At 69.4% G+C, this 18711-nt stretch carries 14 protein-coding genes; 7 read left to right on the top strand and 7 right to left on the bottom strand.

Annotation, left to right across the window (positions count from 1 at the left end):
• The first annotated feature begins 13 nt into the window (after positions 1 to 13).
• Positions 14 to 1825: a S9 family peptidase gene (locus BLU81_RS41755; RefSeq protein ID WP_092554508.1), complete on the top strand. Its 1812-nt coding sequence runs from the start codon at positions 14 to 16 to the stop codon at positions 1823 to 1825.
• Between the two features lie 162 nt (positions 1826 to 1987).
• On the opposite strand, the gene BLU81_RS41750 is transcribed toward BLU81_RS41755, so the two are convergent.
• Positions 1988 to 2974 carry an endonuclease domain-containing protein gene (locus BLU81_RS41750; protein ID WP_231953769.1) on the bottom strand — a complete coding sequence of 329 codons (987 nt, stop codon included), beginning with the start codon at positions 2972 to 2974 and terminating at the stop codon, positions 1988 to 1990.
• Positions 2975 to 3199: 225 nt separating this feature from the next.
• Here BLU81_RS41750 and BLU81_RS41745 point away from each other — a divergent pair, with 225 nt between their 5' ends.
• Positions 3200 to 4480 carry an MFS transporter gene (locus tag BLU81_RS41745; RefSeq protein ID WP_092554506.1) on the top strand — a complete coding sequence of 427 codons (1281 nt, stop codon included), beginning with the start codon at positions 3200 to 3202 and terminating at the stop codon, positions 4478 to 4480.
• Between the two features lie 56 nt (positions 4481 to 4536).
• Positions 4537 to 5298 carry a hypothetical protein gene (locus BLU81_RS41740; protein ID WP_092554504.1) on the top strand — a complete coding sequence of 254 codons (762 nt, stop codon included), beginning with the start codon at positions 4537 to 4539 and terminating at the stop codon, positions 5296 to 5298.
• Here the strand turns inward: BLU81_RS41740 and BLU81_RS41735 are convergent.
• The 5 genes from BLU81_RS41735 to BLU81_RS41715 all read right to left on the bottom strand — a co-directional run bounded on the left by BLU81_RS41735 (position 5290) and on the right by BLU81_RS41715 (position 11574).
• Positions 5290 to 6753 carry an ATP-binding protein gene (locus BLU81_RS41735; RefSeq protein ID WP_092554502.1) on the bottom strand — a complete coding sequence of 488 codons (1464 nt, stop codon included), beginning with the start codon at positions 6751 to 6753 and terminating at the stop codon, positions 5290 to 5292. The genes BLU81_RS41740 and BLU81_RS41735 overlap by 9 nt on opposite strands.
• The gene (locus tag BLU81_RS41730; RefSeq protein ID WP_092554500.1) at positions 6750 to 8408 is read right to left on the bottom strand and encodes an FAD-dependent oxidoreductase; all 1659 of its coding nucleotides are present in this window, start codon (positions 8406 to 8408) and stop codon (positions 6750 to 6752) included. Before BLU81_RS41730 ends, BLU81_RS41735 begins: the two co-directional genes overlap by 4 nt.
• Before the next feature lie 13 nt (positions 8409 to 8421).
• Positions 8422 to 9561, bottom strand: coding sequence for an NAD(+)/NADH kinase (locus BLU81_RS41725; protein ID WP_092554498.1), 1140 nt, complete (start codon positions 9559 to 9561; stop codon positions 8422 to 8424).
• 315 nt (positions 9562 to 9876) lie between these two features.
• Positions 9877 to 10860 (bottom strand): class I SAM-dependent methyltransferase, encoded by a 984-nt coding sequence (locus BLU81_RS41720; protein WP_092558391.1) that lies wholly within the window; start codon positions 10858 to 10860, stop codon positions 9877 to 9879.
• Positions 10861 to 11022: 162 nt separating this feature from the next.
• Positions 11023 to 11574 (bottom strand): GNAT family N-acetyltransferase, encoded by a 552-nt coding sequence (locus BLU81_RS41715; RefSeq protein WP_092554496.1) that lies wholly within the window; start codon positions 11572 to 11574, stop codon positions 11023 to 11025.
• A 70-nt stretch (positions 11575 to 11644) separates the two neighbouring features.
• On the opposite strand from BLU81_RS41715, the gene BLU81_RS41710 reads away from it, so the two are divergent.
• The gene (locus tag BLU81_RS41710; protein WP_092554494.1) at positions 11645 to 12610 is read left to right on the top strand and encodes an Acg family FMN-binding oxidoreductase; all 966 of its coding nucleotides are present in this window, start codon (positions 11645 to 11647) and stop codon (positions 12608 to 12610) included.
• A gap of 36 nt (positions 12611 to 12646) precedes the next feature.
• Here the strand turns inward: BLU81_RS41710 and BLU81_RS41705 are convergent, their stop codons facing one another.
• Positions 12647 to 14263 (bottom strand): alkaline phosphatase family protein, encoded by a 1617-nt coding sequence (locus BLU81_RS41705; RefSeq protein ID WP_231953768.1) that lies wholly within the window; start codon positions 14261 to 14263, stop codon positions 12647 to 12649.
• A 127-nt stretch (positions 14264 to 14390) separates the two neighbouring features.
• Between BLU81_RS41705 and BLU81_RS41700 the strand changes: the two genes are divergently transcribed.
• The 3 genes from BLU81_RS41700 to BLU81_RS41690 are packed head-to-tail and all read left to right on the top strand — an operon-like array spanning position 14391 to position 18684.
• Positions 14391 to 14999, top strand: a complete 609-nt coding sequence (locus BLU81_RS41700; RefSeq protein ID WP_092554492.1) for a TetR/AcrR family transcriptional regulator — start codon at positions 14391 to 14393, stop codon at positions 14997 to 14999.
• Positions 14993 to 16732 (top strand): ABC transporter ATP-binding protein, encoded by a 1740-nt coding sequence (locus BLU81_RS41695; protein WP_092554490.1) that lies wholly within the window; start codon positions 14993 to 14995, stop codon positions 16730 to 16732. The genes BLU81_RS41700 and BLU81_RS41695 overlap by 7 nt, the downstream gene beginning before the upstream one ends.
• Positions 16729 to 18684 (top strand): ABC transporter ATP-binding protein, encoded by a 1956-nt coding sequence (locus BLU81_RS41690; protein WP_092554488.1) that lies wholly within the window; start codon positions 16729 to 16731, stop codon positions 18682 to 18684. The genes BLU81_RS41695 and BLU81_RS41690 overlap by 4 nt, the downstream gene beginning before the upstream one ends.
• Positions 18685 to 18711: the final 27 nt, after the last annotated feature.

Below are 18711 nucleotides of genomic sequence, written 5' to 3'. Positions count from 1 at the left end.
CGAAAGGATCCTTGTGGAAGGTCAGCTCCATCGCATCGACGTGACCGTGCTCCCCGCGGGGTTCAACCGCATCGAGTCGGAGATAGCCGGCAACTGGTCGCCGGCGCTGTCCCCGGACGGGCGGCACATGGCCTACGTCTCCGACCGTGGCGGCTCCCCAGCCGTCTGGGTGCAACCGGTCGGCAGCGAGCTGACCTTCCGCGTCGACACCGGCCCCGAGCCGGTGTCGACGGTCCGCTGGTCCTCCGGCGGCGGCTGGCTGGCCTGCCAGCTCGCCCCCGGAGGCGCGCCCCGGCAGGAGATCTGGCTGGTCCGGCCGGACGGCTCCGACCTGCACCAGATCGCCGGGTTCGGCACCGACACCGCGGACAACATGCGGTGGCTGCCCGGCCGGCCGGTGCTGGCCCTCACCGAGAACCTGACCAGCGCCGTCCTGATCAACGTGACGACCGGCGAGCGGACGGTGGTCGCGGAGGGGCCGCTCCTCTCCCTGTTGGACGTCGATCCGGCCGGGCGCTTCGCGCTGTTGCGGTACGGACCCCGAGGCGCGCGTTCGATCGTCCTCCGGGACCTGTCCGCCAGTGCCGCCTCCGCCAGTTCCATCTCCGCCGGCTTCTCCTCCGCCGCCGAGAAGCCGGTCACCCGTGGCGAACGCGCGGTGTTCAGCCCTGGCGGCGGGTGCATCTACGCGCTCAGTCAGGACGGCGAGTTCCCGGTCCTGCTGCGGATCACCGGTGACGCGGTCGAGGTGCTCGCCCACGACGGAGAGGTCGAGGACTTCACGATCACCGCTGACGGGCGTACCGCCGCGGTGTTGTGGAACGTCCGGGGCGGCGAATCCGAGGTCGCCCTGATCGACCTCGACCACGACGGGGACCGCGCCCCGAACCCGGTCATCCCGCTGCCCGGCCCGGTCGTCGGCGACCTGACCTGGAGCTTCGACGGATCGGCGCTCGGGTTCACCGCCGAGGGGCCCGGGCGACCGCACGGGGTCTGGGTGTACGAATCCGGTCAGATCCGCGCCGTCTCCGCGGAACCGGAGGCCCCCGGCGCGATCCGTCCCCGGCTGCTGTCCTTCCCGGCACACGACGGGCTGACACTGACCGGCTGGCTGTTCACCCCGGCGACCGACGGCCCGCACCCGACCGTGGTGTGGCTGCACGGCGGCCCGGAAGCCCAGGAACGCCCCGGTCACGGCCCGCTCTTCCAGTCCCTGGTGGACCGGGGTATCGCCGTCTTCGCCGCCAACGTGCGGGGATCGTCCGGATTCGGGCGCGCGTTCGTCGACGCCGACAACGTGGCGCTGCGCTACGGCGCCATCGAGGACGTGCGCACCTGCGCTGATCACCTTCGGTCAACCGGGATCGCCGGGCGGATCGGGGTGATGGGCCGCTCCTACGGCGGTTACCTCACGCTGGCCGCGCTGACCTGGCACCCCGACCTGTTCGACGTCGGCGTCGACATCTGTGGCATGTCCAACTTCGCCACCTTCTACGACCACACCGAACCGTGGATCGCCGCCGCCGCGGTCAGCAAATACGGCCACCCCACTCACGACGCCGCCCTGCTGCACGATCTCTCCCCGATCAACCGGATCGACCGGCTGCGTGCCCCCCTGCTGGTGGTGCACGGCGAGAACGACAGCAACGTGCCGGTGATCGAGGCCACCCAGGTGGTAGAGGCGCTGGCCGCCCGCGACCACCCACACCGCTACCTGCTCTTCCCCGGCGAGGGCCACGAACTGCTGCACCGCACCGCCCGAGCCACTTTCCTCCGCGAGACCCTCACCTGGCTGGAGAACCACCTGACCCGCCAGCCCCACTGAAGTCTCCGGTCGCCCGTCAACCGGGCGCTCAGCGCGCGCCCGCCACGCCCGTCCCGCCCGCCACGTGGTGACTTACGGTTCGATTCGATTCGCGCCGTAAGTCACCACGCTGCGGGCTTCGCGCTGTTGCGTGGCCAGCCAGGGTCCGGATCGCGCCGTAAGTCACCACGCTGATTGCCAACCGGCTGCCTCCAGGGCTGCTCGGAGCTGGCCGGCCACCAACTCCGGCCGGGAGCGGACGAGTCCCGCAGGAAACCGCAGCAGACGATCACCGGCGATCCACAACTGGTTCTGCCGGAGCATGTCGTCGATCCAGTGCCTCGTCTCCATATGGTGAGACCCGTCGACCTCCGCGTGGACACGCCACTTCTGCCAGTACACGTCGAGGAACCGCATGCGTCCCGCGGCGTCACGACGCCGGACCTGACGATCGGGGGCCGGGATCCGGTTGCTCCGGCAGAGTTCCTTGAAATCGATCTCGGACAGCGACAGCGAACCACCGGCCATGTCGAGCACCGTCTGCTCGATCAGCTTGGCCCGGGGAAGTCGACGGCGCATCGCCAGCACCTCGAACACCTCCTCGGGCAGAACCTTCCGCTGTTGGAAGGTCATCGCGATGATCGTTCGCGCGGCGTCTCCGCTCTGAGCCCAGACCGCCGCGTCGACGAGCGCCCGGGCGGTGGTGACCCGGGGTGGACTGCCCGCCTGCCGGTGTTCGCCGGGCAGCACCCGGGTCCGGGTCACCCGGACCGACGGCATCTCACCGGGCATCACCGGGAAACACAGGCTGACCTTGCGGTCGGCGGGAACGAGAATGCGCAGTGCGCCGGTACGAATCCCGCGCACTCCCGCCTCGGTCAGCGCGGTCGTGCCGGAGAGCACGGCTTCGGGGCCGGCGGCCAGGAGCGCGACCCACAAATGCTGTGGTGGCGACAGCGAACCGTTCGACGTCATGACGATTCCCCGGCAGATGCTGCGCCAGCGCCCGGCTCGCACGTGCCCGCGCACGATGCCCCGGCCGAGCAGCTCGACGGCCTGTGGTGTGGTGAGGATGCCGGACTGTTGTGAACTCACTCGGGCGAACGAGCCGTCGTCCGGGTTGCCGGAGGTGACCATCACGCCACGTTCGCAGATCCGGCCGAGCCGCACCGAGCACCTGTGGACAACCCGGACACCCGCGTGATCCGCACCGCAAGCGTGGTGACCTACGGTGCGATTCGCACCCCGCCTGACCACGCAGAAGCGGGGTGTGCCACACCCGGTGGGTGTTCGGGCTGGTGGGTGGGGGTGCAGTGAGCAGACGCACGTTGCCGGGGGTGTCGGTGGCGGAGAAGTGTGGGAGTCGCACCTAATTCGGCCGACGGAAGGCACCCCATGCACCTGCGTCCCTGGGTGGTGTGGGCGACCGGAGTGGCCGCCTACACCATCGCCGTGCTGCACCGCAGTTCGATCGGGGTGGCCGGGCTGGACGCCCAGGAGCGTTTCGGTGTCGGCGCCGGTGCGCTCGCGGTCTTCGCGGTGCTGCAGCTGCTGGTCTACGCCGTGCTGCAGATCCCGATCGGGCTGCTGCTCGACCGGTTCGGTTCGATGCGGCTGGTGGTCGCCGGTGGCCTGCTGATGGTGGCCGGGCAGACGTTGATGGCCTTCACCGACGGCATGGGCGGGGCGATCACGGCCCGGGTGCTGGTCGGCGCCGGCGACGCGATGACGTTCGTCAGTGTGCTGCGCCTGGTGCCGCACTGGTTCCCGGCCCGGCAGGTGCCGGTGATGAGCCAGATCACCGGGATCATGGGGCAGGCCGGGCAGATCCTGGCGGCGGTTCCGCTGGCCGCGGTGCTGGCCGGGCCGGGCTGGAGCGCCGGTTTCCTCGGTGCGGCGGCCGTCGGTGTGCTCGTCACGATCGTGGTCGTCGCCGCTCTGCGGGACACCCCGGAGAGTCGGATCAACAACGGCGATTCGATGAGCTGGAGCCGGCTCGGCACCGATCTGGGCAGTTCGTGGCGGCATCCGGGGACCAGGCTGGGGTTGTGGGCGCATTTCACCACCCAGTTCACCGGCACGGTGTTCGCCCTCATGTGGGGTGTCCCGTTCCTGGTCGCCGGTGAGGGCTTGAGCCGGGAGACGGCCGGGGTGCTGCTGACCGTCTTCGTGGTGACCGGCATGGCGGCCGGCCCGATTCTGGGGCTGCTCACTCAGCGGCATCCGCTGCGCCGGTCCTGGATGGTCCTCGGCATCGTGGGGATCAACATGACCGCGTGGGCCGCGGTGATCGCCTGGCCGGGCCGGGCTCCGCTGTGGCTGCTCGTGGTGCTGGTGGTGGCGCTGGGCCTGGGCGGGCCCGCGTCGATGATCGGCTTCGACTTCGCGCGCACCTTCAATCCGCCGAGCCGGCTGGGCACCGCGACCGGGGTGGTCAACGTGGGTGGGTTCACGGCGTCGCTGGTCACTATCCAGCTGATCGGGCTGATCCTCGACTACCGCACCGGCGGCGGTAACGACTATCACATCGATGACTTCCGGATCGCCATGTCGGTTCAGTTCGTGGTGGCCGCGGCCGGGGTGGTAGGCATTCTGCGGACCCGCCGGCTGACCCGGCGGCACGTCGCCGCCGAGTCCGCGGGTTTAGCGTTTCCGCTGGAGGTAAAGGCTCCCTAGTCCACACATCGAACCCCGTCACCGGGGCCCGATCTGACGCAGGGGGCTAGGAGGACATGTCTGAGCAGGCAGCGGGCCGTTTCTGGTCCGGTATCGACGTTCCGAAGACCGTGGCCGGCACGTTGGCGGCCGTTTCGGCGGCTGTTCTGGGCTCTTTTCTGGGAGTCGCGGGCACGCTGATCGGGGCCGCACTGGCGAGCCTGATCAGCTCGATCGGGACGGAGATCTACCACCGGTCCATCCATCACGGGACGAAACGCATCCAATCGGCGTTTGTCGTCGCCCCAGCGGCGGTGGGCACCCCATCGGTCTCCGCCGGCGAGGAGTCGTCGCCGTCGGACGAGCCCGAGGCACCGGCGAGTGAGACCGGCACGGCGGCGGCCGAATCCGGGTACCGCATCCACTGGAAGCGGGTCGCCCTGATCACCGGTGCGTTCTTCGTACTGGGGATGGGTGTGCTGACCACGGCAGAACTGTTCGCCGGGCGCTCGGCGGCAGATGTCACGAGTGGCCGCGAGAACGGCAGCCCGACCATCGTGTTCGACAACGCCGGCGACGACAGCGATGACAGCGACGAGGAGCAGCCGCAGGTGGCCCCGTCAGAGAACCAGGAGAAGCCCGGCGCCACGACCAAGCCCTCCGATACCCCTGAGACCGGCGTCCCGGCGGTGGACGAGCCCACCCAGGCGCCCACCACCGCCCCGGCCGCGACCACGCCGGCCGCGGAAGTGCCGGAGACCGGCGTCCCGGAGCAGGAGCAGGACCAGACCGAGACCGATGACGCCGGCCAGTCGACGACCGAGGATTCCCTAGGCTGACGGCGGCTCGCTGAACGGCAACCGGATCAGGAAACGGGTGTCGCCGGGTTCGGACGAGACATCGATGTCGCCGCCGTGGGTGTTGACCACGATGCGGTACGAGATGTCCAGGCCGAGCCCGGTGCCCTCGCCCACCGGTTTGGTGGTGAAGAACGGTTCGAAGATGCGTTTGCGCACCTCGGGCGGGATCCCGGGCCCGGTGTCACCGACCGAGACGACGAGCCGCTCGTCCTCACGGTAGGTGCGGATCGTGAGTGTCCCGGCAGCGTGCATGGCCTGGACCGCGTTGTCGACGATGTTGGTCCACACCTGGTTGAGTTCGGCCGGGTGCGCCGGGATCTCGGGCAGGGTGCGGTCGTAGTCCTTGACCACCCGTACGCCCTCGCCGATCTTGTGGCCCAGCATGACCAGGGTGCTGTCCAGTCCGGTGTGCACGTCGATCCACTGATGGGCGGACCGGTCCACGTGCGAATACTGTTTGGCGGCGTGCACCAGATTGGACACCCGGCCGGTGGCGTCCTCGATGTCGCTCATCAGCTGCTCGGTCTCCAGGGCGTAACCGACCCAGTGGATCGCCTGGTCGAGCAGCTCCGGGGAGGCCAGCCGGGTCTCCATCTCGTTGAGGCAGTCGGTGTCGATGCCGCCCTGGGCGAAGACCGGCGCGATGTCCCAGCCCGCGGTGATCGACCGTTCCTCCATCCAGCCGCCGAGTTCGTCCTCCAGGTCGGAGACCTGCATGGCGGTCATCACCGGGGCTTTGGCGGCCCGTTCGATCACCTCCTCCTGGAGTTCGAGGAGGGCGACGAGCCGGTCCGGGGCGACTTTGCCGGCGGCGAGTTTGCCGAGTTTCATCCGCATCGCGGCGACCCGCTGGCGCAGCGCGCTGGTGGCCCGGGAGGCGGCCGCGGCCGGATTGTTCAGTTCGTGCATCAGCCCGGCGGACAGCGCGCCCAGGGCGGACAGCCGCTGCCGTTCGCCGACCACCGCCTGGTTGTTGCGGATGCCGAGGGCAAGGCCTTCGAGCAGGTGGATGGCCATCGGGAACCAGTCGCGCATCAGGCCGCCGAAGTCCTCGGCGGCGAGCACGAAGAACTCGGTGTCGGACAGCGCCCGCATCGACGCCATGTACTTGCGGGGCATGCCGTCGTCACGCAGGTACGCCTGGGTGGCGCCCATGTAGACGCCGCGCTGATCGGTCCGGTTGGTGGTGACCTCGTCGTCGCCGACCCGGGTGGTCAGCGAGACCGCGCCGCTGAGCAGCACGAAGAACGACTCGGCCGGATCGCCCTCCCGGACGACCAGCCCTCCGGAGCCGACCCGCATGGTGCAGCCGTGTTCGGCGAGCCAGCCCAGCTGCTCGTCGGTGAGTTTCTCGAACAGGAACAGGGTCCGCAGGTCGTCCGGGGTGAGCCGGCCGGGCTCGCAGGGTTCGATGACGATGGGCTCGATGGTCATTGCGCCTCCAGATAGCGGTGGACCAGCGCGACGGCCATCGCACCCTCGCCGACCGCCGAGGCCACCCGTTTCACCGAGCTGGCCCGGACGTCGCCGGCCGCGAAGATGCCGGGGACACTGCTCTCCAGGTAGAACGGATCCCGGTCCCGATCCCATCCCCGCGGTCGCTCCCCGTTCAGCAGGAGATCGGTACCCGTACGGATGAAGCCCTTGCCGTCTCGTTCCAGGGTGTCACCGAGCCAGTCGGTGCGCGGCTCGGCCCCGATGAAGACGAACAGGTAACCGCACTCGACGGTGGCCTTGGAGCCGTCCTTGCTGTCGCAGATCGTGATCGCCTGCAGATGGCCGTCGCCCTGTGCGCCGATCACCTCGCAGCGGGTCCGGACCTGGATGTTCTCGATCCCGGCCAGTTGCTGGATCAGGTAGTACGACATCGACGACTCCAAGGAGTCACCGCGGACCAGCAGGGTGACCCGGTTCGCGTACCGGGCGAAGAAGAGCGCCGCCTGTCCCGCCGAGTTGGCGCCGCCGACGATGTAGACGTCGGTGCCGGCGCAGGCCGGGCCCTCGGTGGCGGCCGAGCCGTAGAACACTCCCGACCCGGTCAGACCGGCGACGCCGTCGGCGATCAGCGGCCGGTAGGAGACCCCGGTGGCCAGCAGGATCGCGTGCGCGGAGATCTCCCCGCCGTCGGCGAACGTCAGAGTGCGGGCCGAACCCTCGGTGCGCAGCCCGACGACATCCCGGGTGGTGAGCGTCTCGGCGGCGAACTTGTCGGCCTGCCGCCGGGCCCGGTCGGTGAGCTGAGCACCGGAGATGCCGTCCGGGAAACCCAGGTAGTTCTCGATCCGGGAACTCTGGCCGGCCTGCCCGCCGACCGCCTGCCGTTCGATCAGCAGCGTCTTGAGGCCTTCCGACCCGCCGTAGACCGCGGCACCCAGCCCGGCCGGGCCGCCGCCGACGATGACCAGGTCGTAGAAGTCCCGGTCCGGGCTGGTGGAGAGCCCGGCCACCTCGGCCACCTGCTGCACCGTCGGGTGCGACAGCGCGCGCCCGTCGGCGGTCACCAGCAGCGGCACCGCCTCCGGGCCGACCTCGGCGGCCTCCAGCAGACGGCGGCCCTCCGGTTCGTCGGCACCGAAATACTTGTACGGCACCAGGTTGCGGGCCAGGAAGTCACGGATCTGGAAGGACGGTTCGCTCCACCGGTGCCCGACCACCCGGATGTCCGGCAACTCCTGGTCACCGGCCGCCTGCCACGCGTCGAGCAGCGCGTCCAGCACCGGGTAGAGCTTCTCCTCCGGCGGATCCCACGGCTTCAGCAGGTAGTGATCGACGTCGACCACGTTGATCGCCTGGATCGCGGCGTCGGTGTCGGCGTAGGCGGTCAGCAGTGCCCGGCGAGCGTGCGGGAACAGGTCCATCGCCTGCTCCAGGAACTCGATGCCGTTCATCTGCGGCATCCGGTAGTCGGCGAGGATGACCGCGACCCGGTCGCCGCGCAGTTTCAGCTCGCGCAGCACCTCCAGGGCCTCGTCGCCGGAGGAGGCGCGGACGATCCGGTACTTCTCGGCGTACCGGCGGCGCAGGTCACGAGCGATGGCTCGGGAGACGGACGGGTCGTCGTCGACCGTGAGGATCGCGGCTTGGCCCATGTTGTCGTTGTCCTCAACTCTCGGGATGACGTTCGAGATAGCCCGCGACGAACGGGCACGTGGCGGTGACCTGAATCGATCGGGACCGGGCGTCGGCGAGAGCCGCGGCGGCGAGCCGCCCGGCCAGTCCCCGCCCGGAGTAGGCCTGTTCGACCACGGTGTCCAGGAGTTCGATGCCGTCGGCCGACCGGCGATAGGTCAGCGAACCGATCACCTCACCGCCGAGCTGCACCTCGTAACGGCGCTGCTCGAAACTGTCGACCACCACGGCGTCCGACATGTCCTCCGCGACCGCCTGGGCGCTGCCCTCGACCCGCAGTTTGCGCCGGGCCCGCTCGTAGAACGAGGTGTGGCCGAAACGGATCACCCGGGCGGCGGCCGGCACCGGCACTATCTCCAGCCGGTCACCGGGCGACGCGTGGCCCTCGATGATCCCGTCCACCTCGATCGCCAGGCGGCCACTGCTCGGCAGCACGTCCAGCGCGAGCTGCTCGGACGTGTCGAGCACCAGGGACCGGTTGAACGAGGAGTGCGCGGCCGCCGCGGAGACGATCAGCCCCCGCACGTTCGGCGAGACGATCGGCCCACCGGCCGAGAAGCTGTACGCCGTCGACCCGGTCGGCGTCGCCACGATCACCGCGTCGGCCGCGTAGTTGACGAACCCGCTGCCCTCGACCCGGATGCCGACCGCGGCCAGCCCGTGCCCCGGCACCCGCACCAGCGCGATGTCGTTGAAGGCGGACACCTCCCGCCCGTCCGGCAGCACCGTGCGCACCGCGGTCCGGGACTCCACCTTGTAGTCATGTTCGTCGATCGCGGTCAGCGCCTCCCCGAGCGCCGGAAGGTCCACCTCGGCGAGGAACCCCAGTCGCCCCACGTTGACCCCGAGGACCGGAGTCTCCCGCCCCTCGGCCAGGCGCATGGTGCGCAACATGGTGCCGTCACCACCGAGACTCACCAGCAGTCCCGCTCGATCCACCATCTCCGGCGCCTCGACCGCCTCAGCGGTGCACCCAGTGATGCGGCTCACCTCATCGGGCAGCCCCAGCACGGTCACTCCACGCGCCTCAGCCCACCCGGTGATCGCCTCGATGGCCGCACCGCAATCCCGTCGCGGATGCAACACCAGCCCGACGACCTTGACCATCCCCATGGATCCCAGCCTTGCATGCGACACCCGGTTTCGGCGACCACGTCAGGCTGGGCCCGTCCCGGCAAAAACCTTCAAAGCACCCATATTGTACGTTCGACGACCTCATCGCCGAATCCACGCGTCCCGGACTACCCCGCGAGGTCCGCGCACCCTCACGGCCACCCCGCGACCACCGGGCCGAACGCGTCCCTCACCGCCCCAGCGTGGTGACTTACGGTTCGCATCGAACCCCACCTCGGCACACGACAGCCCGGCGGCCACAGCGTGGTGAGGCGGGGTTCGAATCGCACCACAAGTCACCACACTGGGTACCCCTCAAGCGGTGCGGCGGGTGGCGAGGGCCAGGAAACAGTCGGGGACGTCCTCGTATGCGGTCATCGTCCAGCCGGAAGCGGCCAGCATGGGGCCCAGGCGTTCCTCGCTCAGGGGCTCGCCGGGGCGCAGGACGCGGCCGTGCCGGGCGGCGAGTTGGGTCCGGCCGAGCGGCTGGAAGATCGTCAGGGTGCCGCCGGGGCGGGTCACCCGGGCCAGTTCCCGCAAGCCGGCGACCGGGTCGGGCAGGTGGTGGACCAGACCGGCGGCGAAGACCACGTCGGCGGTGGCGTCGGCGATCGGCAGGTGACGGGCGTCGCCCAGCACCAGGTCGGCGCAGTCGCCGCGGCCGGCGTTGCGGGCCGCGGTGAGCATGTCCGGGGTCAGGTCCAGCCCGAGCACCCGGCCGGTGGGGCCGACCGCGGCGGCCAGGGCCGGCAGTGCCCGGCCGGTGCCGGAACCGACGTCGAGGACGACATGACCGGGGCCGGCTCCGGCGCGGCGGACGGCGTCCAGGTAGCGGGGCATGTCGTCGCCGAATCTGCTGTCCCATTCGGCGGCGCGGGCGGCGAAGAACGCCTGGCTCTCCGAGCGGTACCAGCGGTCGACGTCGGCCAGACCCGGGTGCAGGTGGCGGATGACCGGCCAGTCGGGGTCGCGGTGGTCGATGACGACTTGGGCGCGGCGTTCGCCGTCACCTTCGGCGAACCGGTGCCGGGGGCCGCCGCGGAGGAAGACGAGGATCTGGTCGGTGGCGGGTTCGAGGACGTTGAGGGCGGAGTCGAACATGCCGCCACCGGGGCCGATCAGGCCGAGGACGGCGTCGACGTTCCAGGCACGGGCGGTGGCGGGGAACGCGGCGGCGAGCCGGGCGGCGAACGTGGCGGCGGCGCCCGGGTCACCACCGTCGACGATCACGGTGAGCGGGGCACGGGGCGCCAGAACCTCGGCGAGCAGCGCGGTGACTTCGGTGATGCGTTCCGGCACGAACTCAGCATGACCGGGCGACTGTGACGCGCGCAACATCATGTCAGGTGTACTTTTGTCCCGTTTAATCACCGGAACCGGCACATCCCCGAAAGGGTCCAACCATCATGAGACGACTGATGACCCCGCTGGTCGCGGCGACCCTGCCGGATCGATTCCGGACTACTGCGGCCCTGACTTCCACTCCGAGGCGAGGACTGCCCAGATCTCGCTGTCGTTGCGCTTGCCCTGCCACGGGAAGGACTCGCGGAGCAGGCCCTCGCGGGTCATGCCGAGCCGGCGGGCGACGTTGGAGCTGGCGATGTTGTCCGGGTTGCAGTGCCACTCGGCGCGGTGCAGGCCGCGCACGGTGAACGCCCAGTCGATCAGCGCCCGGGCCGCCCGGGTGATCAGGCCCCGGCCGGTCGCGGACGGCTCCAGCCAGACACCGACCTCACAGTTGCCACTCTTGACGTCGAAGGCCACGAACATGGTGCCGCCGACCAGGACACCGTCGAGCCAGATCCCGAACAGCCGCTTACCGTCCTGGGCCGTGCCGTCGGCGTACCGCTGCAGCGTGGCGGTCGCACTGGCGAGATCGGCGCTGACACTGGCCCACGGAATCCACGGGTCGAGGGTCGCGCGGGCCCGGTCCATGTGGGCCAGGAACTCCTCCGCCTGCCACGGTTCGAGCGGGCGGAGCTGGGCACCTTCGGTCAACTCGATCGAGAACACGCGCTGAGCCTAACCGTGGTAGGGCCCAAAGACCGTACCCGTCGCCGAGCGGGAGGCGCACGCTGAAGCCATGAACGACAACGACGAGGTCAAGCGGGCACTGGTCCAGGCGGCGGATGCGGCTCGGTTCGCTCCGTCGATCCACAACACGCAGCCGTGGCGCTGGGTGGTCACCGACGGGCGGCTGGAACTGTTCGGGGTCGCCGAGCGGCAACTGCGCGAGCAGGACCCGACCGGGCGGATGCTGCTGCTGAGCTGCGGGACCGCCCTGCACCACGCCCGGGTGGCGCTGGAGGCCGAGGGCTGGCGGTACGAGGTGGACCGGCCGGCCGGTGAGCCCCTCGCGGTGCTGCGCCCGGTCGAGCGGGTGCCGGTCGCGCCGGAGGCCACCCGGCACTTCCAGATGCTGGGGGTACGGCGTACCGACCGGCGCACCGTCACCGACGAGCGGGTCTCCGAGGACATTCTGCGTGACCTGGCGAAGGTGACCGAGGAGAGCGGTGCCCGCCTGCACGTACTCGGCCGGGATCAGGTCCTCGCTCTGGCAGTGGCGGTCGACCGGGCCCAGCACGCCGAGGACGGCGACGACCGGATCACCGCCGAGACCGCGGCCTGGGTGGGCGGCGACCGGCCGGACGGCACCGGCGTTCCGGCGGCGGTGCTGCCCGAGGAGGTGCCGCTGACCACGGTCGCCGAACGTGACTTCCAGACCGCCGGAACGCTTACCGCTGGTGACGGGCATGACCGGGCCGCGACGTACGCGGTGCTGTACGGCGACGGTGACGAGGCCGAGGACTGGCTGCGCGGCGGGGAGGCGCTGAGCCGGCTGTGGCTGGCCGCGACCGAGCAGGCGGTGAGTCTGCTGCCGCTGAGCGGCCCGGTGGAGATCCCGTTCACCCGGCAGACGCTGCGCCGGATGCTGGGGGACGTCGGTTTCCCCTACCTCGCGGTGCGTCTCGGCACGCTGGATCCGGCGCATTCAGCGCCGCCGAAGACCCCCCGGCTCCCGGCCGAGCAGGTCATCGACGTTCTTTGAGGGCTGGACGCCGTGGCGTCCAGCCTCCAGGAAACGTCAGTGCGGGTCGCCTTCCGGGCCGAAGGCGGCCAGGAACTTGTCGCGGAAGGTGTCCATCCGCGAGATCGGGGCGGCCGGGTCCGGTTTGAGGCCGTCGGTCCAGCCCCACGAGTCGATCCGGTCCAGGGTCTTCGGGTCCTTCGCGATGATCGTGATGGGGACGTCCCGGGTCGCCTCGGTGCCGACCACCACCGACGCCGGCTGGTGGTCGCCGAGGAAGACCAGCACCGTGTCATCGTTGCCGTACTCGGCCAGGTGCCCGAGGAGGCTGTCGATCGAGTACGCGATAGACCGGGCGTACTCGGTCCGGATCTTCTCGTCGTGTTTCCACACGTTGGCGGTGCTCTCCGACTGGGCCACCACCGGGCCGTAGACGCTGCCGTCGCCGAGCGCGTCCCAGTCGAGCATCGACGGGACCGGTGACCACGGGGTGTGGCTGGAGGTCAGGGTGATCTCGGCGAGGAGCCGGTCCCGGCCGGGCTTGCCGTACTCCAGTTGCTGGAACGCCGACATCACGAACTGGTCGGGCATCGGGGACCAGCTGAAGGACGGCCCGTTGTAGCCGAAACTGTGCGAGTCGTAGATCTGGTCGTAGCCGTAGAACGCGCCCTCCGGCCAGGCGAAGACGATGCCGGGCTGGATGCCGACCGACCGGTGCCCGGAGTTCGCGAACGCGCGGGTGAGGGTGAGCCGGTCGGAGGAGACGAGACTGCGGTAGCGCTGCTCGTTGTCGATCCAGAGGCCGGACAGGAAGGTCGAGTGCGCCAGCCAGCTGCCACCTCCGGCGGTGGGTGAGCTGAGGAAGCCGCTGCGGCTGACGTACCCGGCCGCGGTGAGCTTTTCGGTGTTGGCCTGCAACGACGCGAGGACGGCGCCGTTGTAGGCCGGGTCCTCGATCGCGTTCCGTCCGTAACTCTCGATGAACCCGATGATCACGTCCTTGTCGCGCAGGGCGGTGAGCATCTGGTCCGGGTCGCGGTCCCGGTAGTTGTCGACCTGCACCTCGGCGGCGAACTTCTTCCGGTCGGCGAGGTTCTGGGGCAGCGCCATGACGGTGTGCCCGGCGAGGTCGGCGGCTGCGTGCGAGGCGACCGGAAGACCGCCGATGAGCTGGACACCCAGCACCGCGAGTACGCCCCAGGCGACGCCGGCCGTGCCGATCCCCCGCCAGGCCCCGATCCGGTGGCCGCGCATGACGGTGTCGAGCCGCAGCACGGCCCAGGCCATCCCGGCGACCAGCAGCACCGAGAACAGCACCAGGCCCACACTGACGCCGATGGTGGCGGCTTTGCCGATCGAGTCGACCAGGAAGTTGAACCCGTCGTCGGCGAGGATCCAGTCGAGCACCGGATCGAACCGGCGGGCCAGCACGGCGTAGAACGCGACGTCGATCATCTTGATCACGGTGAGCAGACCGAGTGTGACGCCGAGGCCGATCACGATGCCGCGGCGGCCTTTTTTCGGCAGCAGGAGCAGAATCGCCCCGGCGATCAGGGCCTCGACCGGGATCCGCAGGAGCGCGGTCCAGGGCGAGTTTCCGGGCGGCAGACGGGTGATCTGGTCCGGAACGATCAAGGCAAGAAACACCAGCACTGCGGCGAATCCCGTGCTCACGTGCCGGAGGACGCGGCGGTACGGCTTCGTTGGGCTCACGTTCTCTTCATACGCCACGCCCGTAACTCTGGTTCGACCGGTGTAAAGCGTTTGAATGAGCGAGTACTCACTCAGTAGACTTCACGGCATGGAACAACGACGCAGACGCGTCCCGGCCCTGCAGCCGGAGGAGCGGCGGGCCGCCCTCATCGAGGCGACCATTCCGCTGCTGCACGAGCACGGCCTGGAGGTCAGCACCCGGCAGATCGCCAGCGCCGCCGGAGTGGCCGAGGGCACCATCTTCGGCGTCTTCGAAAGCAAGAGCCAACTGGTGGTCTGCTCGGTGATCAAAGCGCTCGACCCGCAACCCGACATCGACTCTCTGGCCGCGATCGACCGCTCCGCTCCCCTGCACGAGCGGGTGACCGCCGCCGCCGAGCTGGTGCACCGGCGGTTCACCGAGCGCGCCCACCTGATGCACGCGGCCCGCAAACTCATCATGGTCGGCGAGCAGGACCCGGCGACCATGGCCCAGATGGCCGCCGGCCGGGAAGCGATCAGTGCCGCGGTCACCGCCGTCTTCGAACCCGACGCGGCGGTCCTGCGGGTCACACCGGCGAAGGCCGCCCGGCTGCTGCTGCTCTTCTGCGGCGCCAACACCTTCGGGCCCTACGGGGAGCCCGACTCGTTCAGCGGCGCGGACCTGGCGTCCCTGCTGCTCGACGGGATCCACATCAAGGAGTCTCCGACATGCTGATCAAGTTGTTGAGAGTTCATCTACGGCCGTACCGCAAAGAGATCACCCTGGTGGTGCTCTTCCAGTTCTTCCAGACCATCGCCACTCTGTACCTGCCGGCGCTCAACGCCGACATCATCGACAACGGCGTGGTCAAGGGCGACACCGCCTACGTCATGCAGGTCGGCGCCGGGATGCTCGGCATGACCCTGTTGCAGATCGCCGCGCAGATCGTGGCGGTCTACTTCGGCGCCCGGACCGCGATGGCCGTCGGCCGGGACCTGCGTTCCTCGATCTTCACCCGGGTCCAGACCTTCTCGGCCCGTGAGGTGGGCCAGTTCGGCGCGCCGTCGCTGATCACCCGGACCACCAACGACGTCCAGCAGATCCAGATGCTGGTCCTGCTCACCTTCACGCTGATGGTGTCGGCGCCGATCATGTGTGTCGGCGGCATCGTGCTGGCCCTGCGCGAGGATGCTCCGCTCTCCTCGTTGCTGCTGGTCGTCGTGCCGATTCTGGTCACCGTGATCGGCCTGATCATCGCCCGGATGCGGCCGCTGTTCCGCTCCATGCAGGTGCGCATCGACCGGGTCAACCAGGTGATGCGCGAGCAGATCACCGGCATCCGGGTGATCCGTGCCTTCGTCCGCGACGACCACGAGCGGGCCCGGTACGGCGTGGCCAACGCCGAACTGACCGACGTGTCCCTGCGGGTCGGCAAGATCATGGCGCTGATGTTCCCGACCGTGATGCTGATCGTGAACATCTCCAGCGTGGCGGTGATCTGGTTCGGTGGCGTGCGGATCGACTCCGGCGGCATGCAGATCGGTGCGCTCACCGCGTTCGTCAGTTATCTGATGCAGATCCTGATGTCGATCATGATGGCGACCTTCATGTTCATGATGATCCCGCGTGCCGAGGTCTGTGCCGAGCGGATCGAGGAGGTGCTGAGCACCGACTCCAGCGTGGTGCCGCCGAAGACGCCGGTCACCAGCCTGGCCCGGCACGGCGAACTGGAGTTGCGTGATGTCGGGTTCCACTATCCCGGGGCCGAGGCAGGTGTGCTTTCGGGGGTACATCTGACCGCCCGCCCGAACGAGATCACCGCGATCATCGGCAGCACCGGCAGCGGCAAGACCACCCTGCTCAACCTGGTTCCCCGGCTCTTCGACGCCACCGAGGGCCAGGTCCTGGTGGACGGGGTGGACGTCCGGGAGATCGACCCGGATCTGCTGGCGAAGGTGATCGGCCTGGTCCCGCAGAAGCCGTACCTGTTCACCGGCACGGTCGGATCCAACCTGCGGTACGGCAATCCGGACGCCACCGACGAGGAACTCTGGCAGGCCCTCGACATCGCCCAGGCCCGGTCCTTCGTGGAGTCGATGGACGGGCAGCTGGACGCCCCGATCGCGCAGGGCGGCACCAACGTGTCCGGCGGCCAGCGGCAGCGCCTCGCGATCGCCCGCACCCTCGTGCACCGGCCGGAGGTCTACCTCTTCGACGACTCGTTCTCGGCGCTCGACTACGCCACCGACGCGGCGTTGCGGTCCGCCCTGACCGCGCACATCACCGGCGCCACCGTGGTGATCGTGGACCAGCGGGTCAGCACCATTCGCGACGCCGACCGGATCATCGTGCTCGACGACGGCAAGGTGGTCGGCACCGGAACCCATGAGGACCTGATGGCGAACAGCCCGACATACCGCGAGATCGTCCTGTCCCAGCTCACGGTCGAGGAGGCGAGCACCCGATGAGTGAACCCCAGCGTCGCGGGCCCGTTCCCGGCGGGCCGCCCGCAGCCCGGATGATGATGGCCGGTGGGCCTCCGGAGAAGCTCGAAGACTTCAAAGGCTCCACCAAGCGTCTCCTCAAACTTCTCAAACCCCAGCGGTTGTACGTGGGGGGAGCGCTCGCGTTCGGTGCGGTCGGTGTCTTCCTCTCCGTGCTCGGCCCCTACCTGCTCGGCCACGCCACCGACGTGATCTTCGCCGGGTACCTCGGCCGGTCACTTCCCGGCGGAGTCACCAAGGAGCAGGCTGTCGAACAGCTGCGCGCGGGCGGCCAGGACACCCAGGCCGACCTGCTGTCCGGTGTCGACTTCGTGCCCGGCCAGGGCATCGACTTCGACCGGCTGGCCCGCGGGCTGGCCTGGGTGGCGCTGATCTACGTCTTCGCGTGGGTCTTCGGCGTGTTCCAGGGCCGGCTCACCACCCGTGCCGTCCAGTCCGCCGTCTACGACCTGCGCCAGCAGGTTGCGGACAAACTCGGCCGGCTCCCGCTGTCCTACTTCGATCAGCAGGCGCGCGGTGAGGTGCTGAGCCGGGCCACCAACGACACCGACAACATCGCGCAGACTCTGCAGCAGACGTTCGCCCAGTTGGTGACGGCTCTGCTGATGATCGTCGGCGTACTCGGGATGATGTTCTGGATCTCCCCGCTGTTGGCGTTGATCGCGCTGTTCACGGTGCCGTTGTCGATCTGGCTGACCACCGTGATCGGCAAACGGTCACAGCCTCAGTTCGTCGCCCAGTGGAAGGTCACCGGGCATCTCAACGGGCACATCGAGGAGATGTTCACCGGTCACACCCTGGTCAAGGTCTTCGGCCGGCAGGCGGAGTCCTCCGCCGTCTTCCAGGAGCACAACGACAAGCTGTACGCCAGCAGTTTCCGCGCCCAGTTCATCTCCGGCCTGATCCAGCCGGCCATGATGTTCATCAGCAACGTGAACTACGTGCTGGTGGCGGTCGTCGGCGGCCTGCGGGTGGCGTCCGGCACCCTGACCCTCGGCGAGGTGCAGGCGTTCATCCAGTACTCCCGCCAGTTCAGCCAGCCGCTCACCCAGGTAGCCAGCATGGCGAACCTGGTCCAGTCCGGTGTCGCCTCGGCCGAGCGGGTGTTCGCCCTGCTCGACGCCCCCGAACAGTCCCCGGATCCGGCTCCCGTCACGCTCGACGGGGTGCGCGGCCGGATCGCGTTCGAGGACGTGTCGTTCCGGTACCTGCCGGACAAGCCGCTGATCGAGCACCTCAACCTGATCGTCGAACCCGGCCAGACCGTGGCGATCGTCGGCCCCACCGGCGCCGGCAAGACCACCCTGGTCAACCTGCTGATGCGGTTCTACGACGTGACCGGCGGCCGGATCACCCTGGACGGCGTGGACATCGCGTCGATGCCCCGCGAACAGTTGCGCGAACAGATCGGGATGGTCCTGCAGGACACCTGGCTGTTCGGCGGAAGCATCGCCGACAACATCGGCTACGGCGCCGACTCCCCCGACATCGCCGCCATCCACGCCGCCGCCGAGGCCGCCCACGTCGAGGGTTTCGTGCGGATGCTGCCCGACGGTTACGACACGACCATCGACGAGGAGGGTTCGAACGTCTCCGCCGGCCAGAAACAGCTGGTCACCATCGCCCGCGCGTTCCTGGCCGAACCGAGCATCCTGATCCTGGACGAGGCCACCAGCTCGGTCGACACCCGCACCGAGGTCCTGATCCAGCGCGCCATGGCCACGCTGCGCACCGGCCGTACCAGCTTCGTCATCGCCCACCGCCTCTCCACGATCCGCGACGCCGACGTGATCCTGGTGATGGAGAACGGCACCATCGTCGAACAGGGCACCCACGACTCCCTGATCGCAGCGGACGCGGCTTACGCCCGCCTCTACTCAGCCCAGTTCGCCCAGGCGGTCGTCGAACTCGACTGACGGTTCCCTATATACGAAGACGGGGGC

Source organism: Actinoplanes derwentensis (assembly GCF_900104725.1).
Classification (GTDB): Bacteria; Actinomycetota; Actinomycetes; order Mycobacteriales; family Micromonosporaceae; genus Actinoplanes; species Actinoplanes derwentensis.
This window is presented reverse-complemented; position numbering and strand designations above follow the sequence as displayed.

Bases quoted from the DNA above. Each gene is read 5' to 3' on its own strand.
- BLU81_RS41745 (WP_092554506.1), top strand. From the start codon at position 3,200: ATGCACCTGCGTCCCTGGGTGGTGTGGGCGACCGGAGTGGCCGCCTAC.
- BLU81_RS41740 (WP_092554504.1), top strand. From the start codon at position 4,537: ATGTCTGAGCAGGCAGCGGGCCGTTTCTGGTCCGGTATCGACGTTCCG.
- BLU81_RS41735 (WP_092554502.1), bottom strand. From the start codon at position 6,753: ATGACCATCGAGCCCATCGTCATCGAACCCTGCGAGCCCGGCCGGCTC.
- BLU81_RS41730 (WP_092554500.1), bottom strand. From the start codon at position 8,408: ATGGGCCAAGCCGCGATCCTCACGGTCGACGACGACCCGTCCGTCTCC.
- BLU81_RS41725 (WP_092554498.1), bottom strand. From the start codon at position 9,561: ATGGGGATGGTCAAGGTCGTCGGGCTGGTGTTGCATCCGCGACGGGAT.
- BLU81_RS41710 (WP_092554494.1), top strand. From the start codon at position 11,645: ATGAACGACAACGACGAGGTCAAGCGGGCACTGGTCCAGGCGGCGGAT.
- BLU81_RS41700 (WP_092554492.1), top strand. From the start codon at position 14,391: ATGGAACAACGACGCAGACGCGTCCCGGCCCTGCAGCCGGAGGAGCGG.
- BLU81_RS41695 (WP_092554490.1), top strand. From the start codon at position 14,993: ATGCTGATCAAGTTGTTGAGAGTTCATCTACGGCCGTACCGCAAAGAG.
- BLU81_RS41690 (WP_092554488.1), top strand. From the start codon at position 16,729: ATGAGTGAACCCCAGCGTCGCGGGCCCGTTCCCGGCGGGCCGCCCGCA.